Consider the following 11,888-nt stretch of genomic DNA (forward strand, 5'->3'; position numbering starts at 1 on the left):
CCCGTCATGCTGCGCTGCGAACGCTACCCGTTTTGGCATCGCGGCGCAAGAAATCGGCGTCATTGGTTAACAAATGCTTTATAAATTGCGCACAAGAACAGGGGGATAACGGCCATGACCACAGGGGATGATCTGCGGCGGCTGGCGCTGGCGCTGCCGGGGGTGGAGGAACATCCGCACATGGACCGCGCCGCCTTCCGCGTCGCACGTATCTTCGTGACCCTGGGGCCCGACGGGCGAGCCGCGAATTTCAAGTTCACGCCGGAAGAACAGGAACTGAAATGCATGGTGGCGTCTGACGCGTTCGCTGCCATCCCCAATGGCTGGGGCCGGCAGGGCTGGACCCAGGCCACGCTGGGCAACCTGACCGAACCGGAACTGGACGCCGCCCTGCGTATGGCCTGGGCGCATGCCCAACCCACACGGCGTAAGCGCTGAGGGCGTCTGGACGGGCCAGAGCAGGCGGCGTAAGAAAAGGGCATGACGACTGCGCCCTTCCGCCCTGCCCTGTCGCGCCGCGCCCTGTGGGGTCTGGCGGCGGGCGGCCTATGTCTGACCGCTGCACCTGCCCGCGCCTTCACCCTGGCTGGCACGATCTGGGAGGAGACGGGGCGGCTGGCGCAGCTGGACCCCTATCTGCTTTACGCCGTGTCCTATGTTGAAAGCCGGCAGGACCGGAAGGGACGCACGGGCCCCTGGCCCTATGCGGTGCGCACCAAGGCCGAGTCCTATTACCCAGAGGATTTCACGGCGGCCATGGACCTGATCCACCGCCTGCCCGCCGAGGAGGTGAAGGATGCCGATCTGGGCTGGATGCAGGTGAATGTGCGCTGGCACGGCCACCGCGTTGCCGATATCAGCCACCTGCTGCATCCCGGTATCAATCTGCGTATCGGGGCCGGCATCCTGCGCGAGGCGCTGGACAGCCTGCCCGGCGACACGGCCCGCGCCATCGGCCGCTACCATACCTGGATGGATGAGGCCCGGGGCCGCAATTACGGCGAGCGCGTCCTGGCCCTGCGTGAACAATTGCGCCAAGCATAGGTCAGAACAGCGATAATTGCTTCACCGGCGCATCCGGCACCCTGAATCGCGAACAATCCATGTCCCAGCTCCGGCGATCCAGACCCAGCCGCTTGATGGCCAGCCGGAACCGGCTACGCAGCAATTCGGCATAGGCCCCCGTTCCCTTCATACGGGTGGCAAAGTCCGACCGGTACAGCGCCCCTTCCCGCGTCTGCCGGACCAGCGACAGCACCCGTTCCGCCCGGTCGGGATAATGTTCACGCAGCCATTCCCCAAACAGATCGGCGATCTCCAGCGGCAGGCGCAGCAGGATGTAGCTGGCCGCCGTCGCCCCCGCTTCCGCCGCTGCTTCCAGGATCGCCTCCATCTCATGGTCGTTCAGAGCGGGGATCATGGGGCTGGTCAACACCGCAACCGGCACCCCCGCCCCCGACAGCGCCCGCACGGCATCCAAGCGCCTGCCCGGCGTACTGGCGCGCGGTTCCATGGTCCGGGCCAGATCGCGGTCAAGCGTGGTGATGGACATGGCCACCCGCGCCAGCCCCTGCGCCGCCATGGGTGCCAGGATGTCCAGGTCGCGCAGCACATTGGCCGATTTGGTAATGATGCTGACCGGCTGGTTGAAATCACGACAGACGCTCAGGATTTCCCGCGTGATCCCTTCCTCCCGTTCCACCGGCTGATAGGGATCGGTATTGGCACCCAATGCCAGCGGCTTGCAGACATAGGATCGGGAGCGCAATTCACGGGCCAGCAGGGCCGCCGCATCGCGCTTGGCAAACAGCCGCGTCTCAAAATCCAGCCCCGGCGACAGGCCCAGATAGGCATGGGTAGGCCGGGCAAAGCAGTAGACACACCCATGCTCACACCCGCGATACGGGTTGACGGAGCTTTCAAACGGCACATCGGGGCTGTCATTGCGGCTGATGATGCTGCGCGCCGTGTCGGCCATGACAATGGTCCGCACCTTTTCCGGCAGACCGCCATCACAGCCCCAGCCATCATCGACCCGCACCCGTTGTTCCCGGTCAAACCGGGAACCCTGGTTGCTGACCGCCGCCCTGCCCTTCAACGCCTGTGGAGCCAGAACATCCACGGCCATCCGCCCGCTCATGATTGGAACGTATCATGAACATAACAGACATGGGTTGTTTGGCAAGGGTCGCTGACGACCCTGTCCTCAGTTATTGATGCGTGCGAATTCGCGGAAGGTGACGGCGATCTTGTCTTCGACAATCGTCACCTCGCCCCGCGCCACCATGCGGCCGGAAACGACGATGTCGGACAGGTCGTCAATCTTGCGATCCAGTTCCACGATAGCGCCACGGCCCAGCTTCAGCAGGTCACGCACGCGGATGTTGGAGGTGCCAAGCACGACACTCATCTCCACTTCCGTGTCATAGACCGCGGAGATTTCCTGCTGTTCGGGAAGCGAGCGAACGGAACCGCCGCTGGCCATTTCGCCGAACATGGCATCGATATCGTCCTGATCGGGCATGTCCATCTTCCCTGAAAGCAAACTGTTGAACAGATTCTAGCACGCAGAAAAGGGTTCAGCCAATGCCCGTCGCGGCCAAAGCGCGACGGGCCTCTACAAACGCCGCCACCGCCATCCACGGCCCGACGTCAAAGCTGGCTCGCGCCTGTCCCGATGGCGACGGCAACACGAACAGGGCGATCCCTTCCCAGTCGACCGGCTGCCGTCCCCATGGAATCATCGCCTTAGGCCCCAGGAACAGGCGCGCGCCGTTCTTGCTGGTAAAGGCGATGGCGGCGGGGCGGTGAAACCGCATCTTCGCCATGAAGCCCGGAATGTCGAACCCGTCCGGCGTCAGATCGACATCATTCCCGATCTCCACCTTGTTCAGGTCGGTCAGGCCCAGGCCCAATTCGTTCATGCGCACGAAGTCAGCGGCCCGCCAGCCATCCGGCACCAAGCCGATGCGGGCCAGCGTGGGCCAGAAGGCGTTGCCAGGATTGGCATAGTAGGCGCCTTTGGCGGCGGACACGCGCGACGGGGCCGTTCCGCAAAAGACAAGGTGAAGGCCAGGGCACAGGATATCGGGCAGGATCATGATCCCGGCATTATTTGCCGCCCCCTCTACCAGCGCAACCGGAAAGGGCGGATTTCCGCCACTTCCCCAGACTTGGCACGCCCTTTGCTTTTAATTCTGGCAAGCAACGGCCACTGGCCAGCATAAGGAATTCGAGCGATGGAAAATTCACTCTACATCACCCTGTCCCGCCAGGAAGCCCTGCGCCGGCAGTTGGACGTGGTGTCGAATAACATCGCGAACATGAACACCACCGGCTTCAAGTCGCAGCGCATGCTGTTCCTGGAATATCTGGAGCGTCCCGACCGTCAGGGCGACCGGATGAGCTTCGTTCAGGATTTCGGTCTGCAGCGCAACATCGAAGCTGGCCCCATCACCGTGACCAACAATGAACTGGATGTCGCCTTGCGCGGCGACGGTTATTTCGCTGTCGAAACGCTGACCGGCCCCCGCTATACTCGTGGCGGTGCCTTTCAGCTGAACACCAACCGCGAGATCGTGGATCGTTCAGGTCTGCCCGTGCTGGACACAAACAACCAGCGCATCGTCATCCCCGCCGACGCCACCCAGATCCATATCGCCGGCAACGGCGCTGTCTCCACGGAGCAGGGTCAGTTGGGTCAGTTGAAGGTCGTGACCTTCGCGGATGAGCAGCGGATGATGGAACTGGGCGGTGGTCTGTATGAAGCCAACCAGGAAGAAATTGCCGTCGAACAGCCCCAGATCAGCCAGGGCGCCATCGAAGGCAGCAATGTTCAGAGCGTGGTGGAGATGACGCAGATGATCGATGTCCTGCGCACCTACCAGAGCGTCCAGAAGATGATCGACACCGAACATGAACGCATCCGCGGCGCCATCGGCAAGCTCGCCCGCGTTCAGTAATCCAGCCAGCAAGAAGGATTGAGACCATGCGCAGCCTCTCCATTGGTTCCACCGGCATGCTGGCCCAGCAGCTGAATGTCGAAACCATCTCCAACAACATCGCCAACATGACGACGACCGGTTACAAGCGTCAGCGGGCCGAATTCCAGGACCTGCTGTACCAGAACCAGCGTCGTGTCGGCTCCACCTCGTCTGACGCAGGCACCATCGTTCCGTCGGGCATCCAGGTGGGTCTGGGCGTCAAGGCCGCCGCCATCTACCGCATCAACGAACAGGGCAATATCAACCCGACCGGCAACACGCTGGACGTGGCCATCAACGGCCAAGGTTACTTCCAGGTGCAGCTGCCCAACGGCGAAACCGCCTATACCCGCGCCGGTTCCTTCCAGCTGAACGCCGAAGGCACGCTGGTCACCGCCGATGGTTATCAGGTGCAGCCCGGCATCGTGGTGCCGCAGAACACCGTGGATATCACCATCAACCCGAATGGCGAGGTTCTGGCCAAGATCGACGGTCAGACCGTGCCGCAGAATGTGGGCCAGATCCAGCTGGCGGCCTTCCCCAACACCGCCGGCCTGGAAGCCATCGGCGACAACCTGCTGCTGGAAACCCCGGCCTCCGGTCAGGCCATCACCGGCAATCCCGGCGGTCCCGGCTTTGGCCGCGTGATGCAGGGCGCTTTGGAGACCTCCAACGTCAATATCGTGGCCGAGATCACCCAGCTGATCACCGCCCAGCGCGCTTATGAAATGAATTCCCGCGTCATCTCCACCACGGACCAGATGATGCAGTCGGTCAGCCAGCTGCGCTGATCTAAGTTTAGTCACCGCCGGAGCCTGACGGCTCAACTAGGTCATTTCTGCCCACCCCGCTTTCGGAGCCTTCGTCATGACCCGCTTCGCCGCTCTGATGCTCGCCGCCGCCCTGCTGTCCGGCAATGCCGTGCAGGCCGCAACGCTGAAGCCGGCCGCCAGTGTGGCCGATGGGCAAATTCTGCTGGGCGACCTGTTCGACGGGCTGGAACCCGATGTCGCGACCCGTGCAGTGATGGCCGCCCCCGTTCCGGGCCGCCGCGCCAATCTGGACGCCCCCACCCTGTCGCGCATCGCCGCCAGTAATGGCATCGACTGGCGTGCGTCGGGCGGTGCCGACCGGATCGTGGTGGAACGCGCCTCGGTGCAGGTGACGAACGAAGCCATCGTCGATGGGCTGCGTCAGGCGCTGCGCGAAGCTGGGGTTGGTGATCAGGCCGATGTGCTGCTGGATAACCGCACGCTCAGCCTGTTCCTGCCCGCCGGCAACGATGCCTCCGTGCGTGTGGAAAATCTTGCCTATGACGCGGCGCGTGGCCGTGTCACGGCGGAAATCATTGCCCCCGCTTCCGGGCCGGAGGTGGTGCGGCAGAATATCGGCGCCCGTGTCATGGATATGGTGGAACTGCCCGTCCTGGCCCGCCGCATGGCGATGGGCGAGGTGATCAGCGATGGTGACATCACCTATCTGCGGCAGCCGCGCGACCGTGTGCAGGCCGGTGCCGTCATCGAAGCCTCTGAAATGATTGGTAAAACCCTGCGTCGGGCCGTGGCCCCGAACCAGGCGGTGAATGCCCGCGACGTGCGGGAGCCGGTTGTGGTGGGCAAGGGTCAGGCCGTCACCATCCTTCTGCAAAGCACGACAATGACCCTGACGGCATCGGGAAAAGCACTTTCTGATGGTGGCATGGGCGAGTTGGTACGGATTGTGAATACGTCCTCTAACAGAGTGATCGAGGCCGTGGTGGCCGGTCCCAATCTGGTGACCGTCAACCCGTCCAACCCGGTCATCGCCCCTGTCAGCCAAGTGTCGGGCCCCTCCAAGAAGGCGGCCCGGTAAGGAGAACCGAGATGTCCGCCCGTACCCTGACCACCCGCCGTTCCATCCGCACCGCCCTGTTGCTGTCACTGACCGTGCTGCCGCTGACCGGCTGCGTCACGGACAAGCTGGCGGCGGTCGGACAGACCCCGGCCCTGTCGGGTATTGAAGACCCGTCGCGTGATCCCAATTACCGCCCCGTGCGCCTGCCGATGCCGGAAGCGCCGGTGCAGGAACGTCAGGCCAATTCCCTGTGGCGGGCCGGTGCCCGCGCCTTCTTCAAGGATCAGCGCGCGGCCCGTGTCGGCGACATCATGACGGTGACGATCCAGATCAATGACCGCGCCCAGATGCAGAACAACACGACCCGCACCCGGGACGGCAGCGACAGCATCGGCATCCCGAACCTGTTCGGCCTGGAATCCTCAACCAACAACATCCTGCCCAACGCCGTCGATCCCGCCAGCCTGGTCAGCACCACCGGCACCTCCAGCAGCAACGGCACCGGTCAGATTCAGCGTCAGGAACAGATCAACCTGCAAGTGGCGGCCCTGATCGTGCAGGTTCTGCCCAATGGCAACATGGTGGTGAATGGCAAGCAGGAGGTGCGCGTCAATAATGAGGTGCGCGAACTGACCCTGACCGGCATCATCCGGCCCGAAGACATCACGTCCGCCAACACCATCTCCTACGAAAAGATTGCCGAGGCCCGCATCTCCTACGGCGGCCGTGGTCACATCACCGATGTGCAGGCCCCCCGTTGGGGTCAGCAGGTGCTGGAAGCCATCAGCCCGTTCTGATACGGCGGCGATACCGGGCATGACAGAGAACGCCCCCGGATGGGAAACCGTCCGGGGGCTTTGTCATAAAGGGTGGGCCAATGGTCGCATTTGCGCGCGCCAACCGCCCGGCGCATAGTGCTCCCGGATCATTCGGGAGGGTAATGGTGAAGGCGCCGCAGATCGAAGCCGCCTGGAGAGGTGCCGCCGCCTGCCATAGTTGTGGCGTGCGCCATCTGGTGCTGTTCGCCGATTTGCAGGCGGAGGATTTTGCCCATATCCACACGCCGATTGAGGAGGTGCATGTCGAGCCGGGGACCCAGCTTTACGGCATGGGCGATACTGCCGGCTCCATCCTGACCATACGGCGCGGATTGGTAAAGCTGGTCACCCTGTTGCCCGACGGAACCCAGCGCATCGTGCGGCTGGTGCGCGTGGGCGGCGTCGCGGGGCTGGAGGCCTTGGTGAAGTCCAGTTATGACCATATGGCGGTTGCCTTGCAGCCGGTCGAATATTGCCGCATCCCCGTCGCCACCGTGAACCAGCTTCAGGCCCGCACCCCGCGCCTGCATCAGCGCCTGATGGAAAAATGGCATGAGGCGTTAAGCACGGCAGACGGGTTCCTGGCCAATCTTTCAACCGGCAATGCCCGGCAGCGCGTGGCCCGCCTGCTGCTCCTGCTGGCCGATGAAACACCCTATGGGCCCGTGCGCCTGTTCACACGGGAGGATATGGGGGCCATCCTGGCCATCACCCTGGAAACCGCCAGCCGCACCATCTCCGATTTCAAACGCAGCGGCGCCATCCGTGATATCGGCCAGGGTCAAGCCGTCTGCGACACCGACGCCCTGACCCTGATCGCGGATGAGGGCTGATGCTCACACCTCATCCCGGATCAACAGCCGGCGCAGCGCCTTCTCCGTCTCCGCCGGTACGTCCTCAAACCCGACATGCAGGCCGGCGTCGCTGACGGCGCGCACACAGGCCCTGACTGGACCCACCCCATCCAGGTGTAGATTGCCCGCAGTGCCAGGCGCACAATCCACCGTGACGCCATGCAGCAGACAGCCCTCGACCGACAGATCCAAGGTGCGCCCCGTCAGGCGGCTGTCGCCGAATGCCGCTTCGAACCCGATGGACAGGGGAAGGCGCGCGCTGCGTCGTCGGTCACCGGCGGTGGAGGCGCGCAGCACCTCCGTCACGCGGCGGCGCAGACCGGACAGCATGTCATTCACGCCGGCGGCCATGGACCGCACCTCCGCCGCCGTATCCCCCGTCATGCGGGCATGGTCCAGCATCCCACCCGCCCGGTCGGCCAGACGCCGGGCCTGATCGGCGGCTGACAGCGCCCCACGGGAGATTTCAGCCGTCGCCTGACGCTGCTGATCCGTGGCATCGCGGACCTGCCCTGAAATGGCATCGACGCGCCTTATATCTTTCACCATGCCATCCACCGACCGGCCGGTGGCATCGGTGGCCGCCCTGATGTCGCCCGCCTGGACATTGACGGTCCCGATGGCTTCCTCCGTTTGGCGAGCCAGATTTTTCACCTCGCCTGCGACCACGGCAAATCCCCGCCCGGCATCGCCCGCCCGCGCCGCCTCAATATTGGCGTTAAGCGCCAGCAGTTTGGTCTGTGCCGCAATAGCTTGAACCAGCTTCACTACATTGCTGATCCGGGATGTGGCATCCGACAGGCCGGACACGATGGTAGCCGCGTCGCCGGCTTGCCGGGCAACGGTGTCGGTAACATCGGCGCTTTGCGCCACCTGCTCAGCGATGGCACGACTGGCCGCCTCCAATTGCTCCGTCGCGCTCGCGACCGCCTGCACATCCGACAGGGCGTTGGCGGCGGCCTCGGCCATGGCGGCGGCGGCATCATGCAGGTCGCTGGCAATGGCGCCCAAGCGGTCGGCACTTTCGGCCATATGTCCCGCATGTTCGGCCACACCCGACACCGTTTCCTCAATGTCGCGCTCAATCCGGTCCGTCAGTTGCAGCAGTTCCTGCTTGATGCGGGCCGCCTCACCGCTCTGGGCATAGGCGGAAATGGCCAGCTCCATGTCCAGCAGCGTGGCCCGCATCACCGCCGACAGGGCGTCGCGGGTCCGTTCCTTGGGCCAGCGACGGTCCAGCAGGACGGCGAAGATATCGTCCAGGAAATGCGCATAGGCCCCGACATACCAGCGCGGTTCCAACCCGATCCGGTCATGGGCCATGCCGATGCGCCGGGCGCGCGCGAAGTAACTCTCATCGAACCGCCCCTCAAACAATTCACCCCAATGATCGACCTGCGACGAGGTGAGACGGGGAACCTTGCCCTTGGCGGCAATCATCGGGGCCAGACGGGGGATCGTGGCCAGCCGGGCATAGAAGCCGGCAGCCATGTCAGGCAGCGCCGGCATCAGCACCTGACGCACATCGCGCAGGGCCGTGCGGGCCACACCATCCAGACGGAAAAACGCCAGACGCTCTTCAACATTGGGGGTATCGGATGCGCAATCCTTGGGCATGATGGTCGGGCTCTGGCACGGGGTCGGGGAACAATACGCACCATAATCGCCGCCGCGGGGACGGCATTGACCCACCTCAATTGAGTAAACGCTGATGAAAACCTGACATCGTTATCTGATGCTTGCCAAGCGACTGGTTTCCGTGAAATTTGGGGGCCGGGTCGCCGACCTCTGGCCGCCTTCATGCACAGGTGTTCCATCGTGGCAGATCGCAAGCCGACGATCATTGATGTGGCCCGCGCCGCCGGCGCGTCGATCAAGACCGTTTCCCGCGTCATGAACAATGAACGCTATGTCAGCGCGGAAACGCGCGAGCGTGTTCAGCGGGTGATGGCGGAGTTGCAGTTCCAGCCCAACAAGTCGGCGCAGAGCCTGAAGGGCGACAAGTCCTACCTGATCGCCCATGTCTATGGCGATCCCGGCGGCTATTACACGGGCCAGATCCAGATGGGCCTGCTGACGCGTCTGCGCGAACAGGGCTACCATCTGCTAATCGAGGAAATCGATTATCGCGGCGACGATGTGGAGGAGCGTGTCAGCAAGCTGGTCAACCAACTGAACCTGGACGCTGTCGTCGTAACTGCGCCCGTCACCGACAATGATACTGTGATCGGCGTCATCGAACGGGCCAACATTCCCTATGTCCGCGTCACGCCACAGCATGAACGCGACGGTGGATCATCCGTGCGTATCGATGAACGCGCGGCCAGCAATGACATCGCGCTGCATCTCCTGGCTTTCGGCCATCGTCGCATCGGCTTCATCAAGGGGCCGGAACATCATGCTGGCACGCGCCTGCGTTATTCCGGCTTTTGTGACGCCCTACGCGAATATGGGCTGGAACCCGACCCGGAGATCATTGAGCAGGGAGGCTTCACCTACCGTTCCGCCCTGCCCTGCGCCCGCCGCTTGCTGTCTTTGCCGGAACCGCCGACGGCCATCATCGCGTCAAACGATGAAATGGCCGCCGCGGTCCTGTCGGTGGCCCATGACCGGGGCCTGTCGCTGCCGGGTGACCTGTCGGTGGTCGGGTTCGATGATATCGAGCTTGCGGAGATGGTCTGGCCGCCGCTGACCACGGTGAAACAGCCGATCCAGGAACTGGCCGATGCCGCCGCCGAAATCCTGGTCAATATCCTGACGCGTAAGAAGCAGGCGGGCGAACCTGCCCCCATCGCCCACCGCGTCCTGTCCCATCAGATCGTCATCCGCCGGTCCACCGCCCCGCCCGCGCGGCGGTGAACCGGCTTCTCCTACCTCAAAAATCGCGTTCCGCGCGACAATGATCGCGCAGGAACTGCGCGTGGCTGGGCAGGCCCGCAACCTGCGCCTTCAGCAGCGGGGCCGAACGGTCCAGCGTTTCAATAATCACGCTCATCGGAACCTTGTCCACGAACGGCTGATACCGCGCCGGCCGCACGCCCATGCCTTCATAGACCGACTGCCAGCTGGCGGCCCCGAACAATTCCTCCAGCCCCTGACGCAGGATGCCTGTCGCCTTGAACAGATCCATCCGGGCACGCAGGGATGCGGGGATCGGCGTGCGCTGGGCCGCGCGCCAGAACGGCGTATCATCGCGCTGCGTCGTGCAGTAATGCAGGACAATGAAATCGCGCACTTCTTCATATTCTGCCGCCACGCGCCGGTTGAATTCCGCCTGCAGCGACGGATCGACATCGGCGTCGGGGAAGAAGCGGAACAGGTAATCAACGGCGCGATAGACCAGATGGATGGCCGTTGATTCCAGCGGCTCAATGAAGCCGGCAGCCAACCCCAGCGCCACACAGTTCTTCTCCCACATCTTGGCACGCATACCGGTCTTGAAGGGGATGACATTCGGTTCAATCAGGGGGCGACCCTTCACCTGCCGCATCAGGGTCGCCACCGCCTCGTCATCCGACAGGAAACGGCTGGAATAGACATAGCCATTGCCCGCCCGGTGCTGCAGCGGGATACGCCAGCGCCAGCCACAATCCTGTGCCTGGGACAGCGTGTAGGGATGCACATCGGCATCATCCTCGGTGTTTTCCGTCTGCACCGCCACGGCCCGGTCGCACAGCAGCTCATCGGCCCAGCTGACATAGCCCACGCCCAGCGTCTGGCCGATCAGCAGCGCGCGGAAGCCCGTACAATCGATGAAAAAATCGCCATCCACCACCTTGCCATTGGCCAGGTCCAGCCCAGCAATGGACCCGTCGGGATGGGTACGCACCCGGTTGATGCGCCCTTCTGTCCGCGTCACACTACGCTCTTCGGCATAACGGCGCAGATATTGTGCCACCCGCTTGGCATCGACATGCAGCGCATAGGATGCGGACGCGATCATGGTGCGCGGTGCCTTGAAGGGCAGCAGGAACTTCATCTGATCGGCCATCACCGTGGCCGCCGCGAAATCCTGCAACTCCGACGGATGACCCGCTGCCTTGGCCCGCAGCCAGCACTGATAGAATTCGTGATTGTCGATCAGCCCACCCAGCGTGCCGAACGGATGGTAATAATGTTGGTTCTTCTTGAACCAATCCTCGAACCGAATGGCCAGCTTGAAACTAGCATTGGTCGACTTGATAAAATCCTGCTCGTCGATGCCCAGGCTGCGCAACAGCACCACGAAGGGCGGAATGGTACTCTCACCCACGCCGATGGTGCCGATCTCATCGGACTCCACCAGTTCCACACTGGTTGCAGTGCCCTTCGTCATGAAGGCCAGCATGGCAGCGGTGATCCAGCCAGCCGTACCGCCCCCGGCGATGACGATCTTGTTCAACGGCTTCATGACGTTTCCT

13 protein-coding genes are annotated in these 11,888 nt (G+C 63.4%); 8 read left to right on the plus strand and 5 right to left on the minus strand.

Annotated elements, in window-relative coordinates:
* The first annotated feature begins 114 nt into the window (after positions 1–114).
* On the plus strand, positions 115–438 hold the full coding sequence (locus ABC729_RS19860) for an MmcQ/YjbR family DNA-binding protein (RefSeq protein WP_495609339.1): 324 nt from the start codon (positions 115–117) through the stop codon (positions 436–438).
* Positions 439–480: 42 nt separating this feature from the next.
* On the plus strand, positions 481–1,044 hold the full coding sequence (locus ABC729_RS19865) for a transglycosylase SLT domain-containing protein (protein ID WP_495609340.1): 564 nt from the start codon (positions 481–483) through the stop codon (positions 1,042–1,044).
* 1 nt (position 1,045) lies between these two features.
* On the opposite strand, the gene ABC729_RS19870 is transcribed toward ABC729_RS19865, so the two are convergent.
* From ABC729_RS19870 to ABC729_RS19880, 3 genes are all read right to left on the minus strand, one after another.
* A complete protein-coding gene (locus ABC729_RS19870) occupies positions 1,046–2,140 on the minus strand; it encodes a PA0069 family radical SAM protein (RefSeq protein ID WP_495609341.1) in 1,095 nt (364 codons plus the stop codon).
* 66 nt (positions 2,141–2,206) lie between these two features.
* The gene (fliN, locus tag ABC729_RS19875) at positions 2,207–2,524 is read right to left on the minus strand and encodes a flagellar motor switch protein FliN (RefSeq protein ID WP_495609342.1); all 318 of its coding nucleotides are present in this window, start codon (positions 2,522–2,524) and stop codon (positions 2,207–2,209) included.
* 55 nt (positions 2,525–2,579) lie between these two features.
* Entirely contained in the window at positions 2,580–3,101 is a 522-nt protein-coding gene (locus ABC729_RS19880; protein ID WP_495609343.1) for a mismatch-specific DNA-glycosylase, read from the minus strand.
* Positions 3,102–3,239: 138 nt separating this feature from the next.
* Between ABC729_RS19880 and flgF the strand changes: the two genes are divergently transcribed.
* The 5 genes from flgF to ABC729_RS19905 all read left to right on the plus strand — a co-directional run bounded on the left by flgF (position 3,240) and on the right by ABC729_RS19905 (position 7,467).
* Positions 3,240–3,962 carry a flagellar basal-body rod protein FlgF gene (gene flgF, locus ABC729_RS19885; RefSeq protein ID WP_495609344.1) on the plus strand — a complete coding sequence of 241 codons (723 nt, stop codon included), beginning with the start codon at positions 3,240–3,242 and terminating at the stop codon, positions 3,960–3,962.
* Between the two features lie 26 nt (positions 3,963–3,988).
* Positions 3,989–4,774 carry a flagellar basal-body rod protein FlgG gene (gene flgG, locus ABC729_RS19890; RefSeq protein WP_054169299.1) on the plus strand — a complete coding sequence of 262 codons (786 nt, stop codon included), beginning with the start codon at positions 3,989–3,991 and terminating at the stop codon, positions 4,772–4,774.
* Positions 4,775–4,850: 76 nt separating this feature from the next.
* Positions 4,851–5,834 (plus strand): flagellar basal body P-ring formation chaperone FlgA, encoded by a 984-nt coding sequence (gene flgA, locus ABC729_RS19895; RefSeq protein ID WP_495609345.1) that lies wholly within the window; start codon positions 4,851–4,853, stop codon positions 5,832–5,834.
* Between the two features lie 11 nt (positions 5,835–5,845).
* The gene (flgH, locus tag ABC729_RS19900) at positions 5,846–6,613 is read left to right on the plus strand and encodes a flagellar basal body L-ring protein FlgH (protein WP_495609346.1); all 768 of its coding nucleotides are present in this window, start codon (positions 5,846–5,848) and stop codon (positions 6,611–6,613) included.
* Positions 6,614–6,756: 143 nt separating this feature from the next.
* A complete protein-coding gene (locus ABC729_RS19905; RefSeq protein ID WP_495609347.1) occupies positions 6,757–7,467 on the plus strand; it encodes a Crp/Fnr family transcriptional regulator in 711 nt (236 codons plus the stop codon).
* A 3-nt stretch (positions 7,468–7,470) separates the two neighbouring features.
* Here the strand turns inward: ABC729_RS19905 and ABC729_RS19910 are convergent, their stop codons facing one another.
* Complete coding sequence (locus ABC729_RS19910) at positions 7,471–9,105, minus strand: protoglobin domain-containing protein (protein WP_495609348.1); 1,635 nt, start codon at positions 9,103–9,105, stop codon at positions 7,471–7,473.
* Positions 9,106–9,306: 201 nt separating this feature from the next.
* Between ABC729_RS19910 and ABC729_RS19915 the strand changes: the two genes are divergently transcribed.
* Positions 9,307–10,347 (plus strand): LacI family DNA-binding transcriptional regulator, encoded by a 1,041-nt coding sequence (locus ABC729_RS19915; protein ID WP_495609349.1) that lies wholly within the window; start codon positions 9,307–9,309, stop codon positions 10,345–10,347.
* A gap of 16 nt (positions 10,348–10,363) precedes the next feature.
* Here ABC729_RS19915 and ABC729_RS19920 read toward each other — a convergent pair whose 3' ends face one another.
* The gene (locus tag ABC729_RS19920) at positions 10,364–11,878 is read right to left on the minus strand and encodes a tryptophan halogenase family protein (protein ID WP_495609350.1); all 1,515 of its coding nucleotides are present in this window, start codon (positions 11,876–11,878) and stop codon (positions 10,364–10,366) included.
* Between the last annotated feature and the right edge of the window lie 10 nt (positions 11,879–11,888).

This window comes from Niveispirillum sp. CC-CTL257 (genome assembly GCF_059489915.1).

Excerpts from the sequence above, each read along its gene's own strand:
- flgH (WP_495609346.1), top strand. The coding sequence starts at position 5,846 with ATGTCCGCCCGTACCCTGACCACCCGCCGTTCCATCCGCACCGCCCTG.
- flgA (WP_495609345.1), top strand. The coding sequence starts at position 4,851 with ATGACCCGCTTCGCCGCTCTGATGCTCGCCGCCGCCCTGCTGTCCGGC.
- fliN (WP_495609342.1), bottom strand. The coding sequence starts at position 2,524 with ATGCCCGATCAGGACGATATCGATGCCATGTTCGGCGAAATGGCCAGC.
- ABC729_RS19870 (WP_495609341.1), bottom strand. The coding sequence starts at position 2,140 with ATGAGCGGGCGGATGGCCGTGGATGTTCTGGCTCCACAGGCGTTGAAG.
- ABC729_RS19880 (WP_495609343.1), bottom strand. The coding sequence starts at position 3,101 with ATGATCCTGCCCGATATCCTGTGCCCTGGCCTTCACCTTGTCTTTTGC.
- ABC729_RS19905 (WP_495609347.1), top strand. The coding sequence starts at position 6,757 with ATGGTGAAGGCGCCGCAGATCGAAGCCGCCTGGAGAGGTGCCGCCGCC.
- ABC729_RS19910 (WP_495609348.1), bottom strand. The coding sequence starts at position 9,105 with ATGCCCAAGGATTGCGCATCCGATACCCCCAATGTTGAAGAGCGTCTG.
- ABC729_RS19920 (WP_495609350.1), bottom strand. The coding sequence starts at position 11,878 with ATGAAGCCGTTGAACAAGATCGTCATCGCCGGGGGCGGTACGGCTGGC.
- ABC729_RS19865 (WP_495609340.1), top strand. The coding sequence starts at position 481 with ATGACGACTGCGCCCTTCCGCCCTGCCCTGTCGCGCCGCGCCCTGTGG.
- flgF (WP_495609344.1), top strand. The coding sequence starts at position 3,240 with ATGGAAAATTCACTCTACATCACCCTGTCCCGCCAGGAAGCCCTGCGC.
- ABC729_RS19860 (WP_495609339.1), top strand. The coding sequence starts at position 115 with ATGACCACAGGGGATGATCTGCGGCGGCTGGCGCTGGCGCTGCCGGGG.
- flgG (WP_054169299.1), top strand. The coding sequence starts at position 3,989 with ATGCGCAGCCTCTCCATTGGTTCCACCGGCATGCTGGCCCAGCAGCTG.